We start from the raw sequence: 2,382 nt of genomic DNA, 5'->3' as shown, positions 1-2,382 counted from the left end.
AGGTCGAAGATCTTGAACATCGGCAGGTACAGCGCGATGACCATCGAGCCGACCAGTCCGCCGAGTACGGCGATCATCAGCGGCTCGAGCATCGCCGTCAGCGCCTCGGTCGCCCGTGCGACCTCGTCGTCGTAGAAGTCGGCGATCTTCTCGAGCATCGTGTCCAGGGCGCCGGTCTCCTCGCCCACCGCGATCATCTGGGTGACCATCGCGGGGAACACCGCATGGGCGTTCAGCGGGCGGGCGATGCTCTCGCCCTCCTTCACCGACGCCTGCACGTCGCCCACCGCGTCGGTGACCACCCCGTTGTTGATGGTCTCCCCGGTGATCTCCAGCGCCAGCAGGATCGGCACGCCGGCGCGCAGCAGCGTCCCGAGGTTCCGCGTGAACCGCGACAGGGCCAGCTTGTGGAACAGCTGCCCGAAGACGGGCAGCCGCAGCTTCAGGCGGTCCAGCTGGTAGCGGATCCTCGGCTGCTTGCGGGCCCACTTGAAGGCGCGCCACAAGAGCGGCGGCAGGAAGATGATGACGTACCAGCGGCTGCGGACCAGCCCGGACAGGAATAGCAGGACCTTCGTGGGCGGGGGCAGCTCCCCCCCGAGCTGGTCGAACAGCTCGACGAACGTCGGGACGATGAAGATGAGCATGATGAGCACACAGAACAGAGCCAGCACCAGCACGACCGCCGGGTAGGTCAGCGCCGACTTGATCTTGCCGCGCAGGGCGACGTCCTTCTCCATCGTGTCGGCGATGCGCAGCAGGACCCGGTCGAGCATGCCGGCCGTCTCTCCGGCGCGGACCATGGCGATGTACAGGGGCGGGAAGGCCTCGTGCTCGGCCATCGACGACGACAGCGGCTTGCCGCTCTCGACGGCGCCGCGGACCTCGCCGACGATGCGCGACAGCTCCTTGTTCTCGGTCTGCTCGGTGAGGATGTTCAGCGTCCGAACCAGCGACAGGCCCGAGCCGATCATGGTGGAGAACTGACGCGAGAAGATCGCCAGGTCCTTGAGGCCGACCTTGGGGCCGAAGCCGGGGATCCTGATCTCGGTCTTGAGGCCCTCGCCCCTGGTCCTGGAGATGGACACGGGCGCGTAGCCCATCTCGGCCAGCTTGCGGGCGACCGTCTCCTTGTCCGGAGCGTCGAGCGTCCCTGAGCGGGTCTGGCCCTGACGGTCCCGGACCGTGTAGGCGAACTCGGTGGCTGTGGCCATGCGCGTCCCGGCTAGTCCCGCCCGGCGAGGCGGTTGAAGTCAGGCACGCTGGCGCACCGCTCCAGCGCCGCGTCGTAGCTCACCTTGCCGGCGCGCACGAGCGCCGCCAGCGACTGGTCCATGGCCACCATGCCGTGCTGCTTGCCGGCCTGGATGGACGAGTACATCTGGTGGGTCTTGCCCTCCCGGATGAGGTTGCGGATCGCCGGCGTGGCCATCATCAGCTCGCACGCGGCCACGCGACCCTGCCCGTCGACCCTGCGCAGCAGCTGCTGGCACAACACACCCTGAAGCGCGCCGGCGAGCATGACGCGGATCTGCTCCTGCTGGTGGGGCGGGAAGACGTCGATGAGCCGGTCGACGGTCTGCGGCGCGTCCTGCGTGTGCAGGGTCCCGAAGACCAGGTGCCCCGTCTCCGCGGCGGTGAGCGCCACCTGGATCGTCTCCAGGTCGCGCATCTCGCCGACGAGGATGACGTCGGGGTCCTGGCGCAGGACGTGCTTGAGCGCGGCCGCGAAGCTCTGCGTGTCGGTGCCGAGCTCTCGCTGGTTGACGACGGCGCGCTTGTGGCGGTGGAGAAACTCGATGGGGTCCTCGACGGTCATGATGTGGCAGGCCCGCTCGCGGTTGACGAGGTCGACCAGCCCGGCCAGGGTGGTCGACTTGCCCGAGCCGGTCGGGCCGGTGACCAGCACGAACCCGCGCTGCATGAAGGCGAAGTTGGCGACCTGTGTGGGTACGCCCAGCGTGTCCAGCTCCGGGATCTCGAAGGGGATGACGCGCATCACGGCGCCCATCGACTCCCGCTGCTGGAAGACGTTGACGCGGAAGCGGCCCAGGCCGGGCATCTGGTACGACACGTCGAGCTCGAGGTTGTTCTCGAAGTGCTCGCGCTGGCGCTGCGTGAGGACGCCGTACAGCATCTTCTGCAGCTCGTCGCGCGTCATGAGCGGGTAGTCGTCCAGGCGCTCCAGCTCGCCGTCGACGCGCACGGTCGGCGGGATGCCGGCCGTAAGGTGCAGGTCCGAGCCGCCGCGGTTGAGCAGGTCCAGCAGCAGGGCGTCCAGGTCGACCGCCTGCTCCTGCTCCCAGGCCAGCTGCGGCGCGGCGGTCTGCGGCGGCGGCGTCGGATGCGGGTCGGGTGGCAGGCCCGCGGCCGGCCGCGGAG

At 69.1% G+C, this 2,382-nt stretch carries 2 protein-coding genes; both read right to left on the bottom strand.

Annotation, left to right across the window (positions count from 1 at the left end; translation table 11 throughout):
• Window positions 1–1,214, bottom strand: a 1,214-nt coding sequence (locus M3N57_09185) for a type II secretion system F family protein (GenBank protein ID MDP9022849.1), incomplete at its 3' end; no start/stop codon positions are given.
• Between the two features lie 11 nt (window positions 1,215–1,225).
• Window positions 1,226–2,281, bottom strand: a complete 1,056-nt coding sequence (locus M3N57_09180; GenBank protein ID MDP9022848.1) for a type IV pilus twitching motility protein PilT — start codon at window positions 2,279–2,281, stop codon at window positions 1,226–1,228.
• Between the last annotated feature and the right edge of the window lie 101 nt (window positions 2,282–2,382).

The organism is Actinomycetota bacterium, from assembly GCA_030776725.1.
Lineage (GTDB): Bacteria > Actinomycetota > Nitriliruptoria > Nitriliruptorales > JAHWKO01 > JAHWKW01.
The sequence above is the reverse complement of the archived record's forward strand: the minus strand, read 5'-3'. Positions and strand labels throughout refer to the sequence as shown.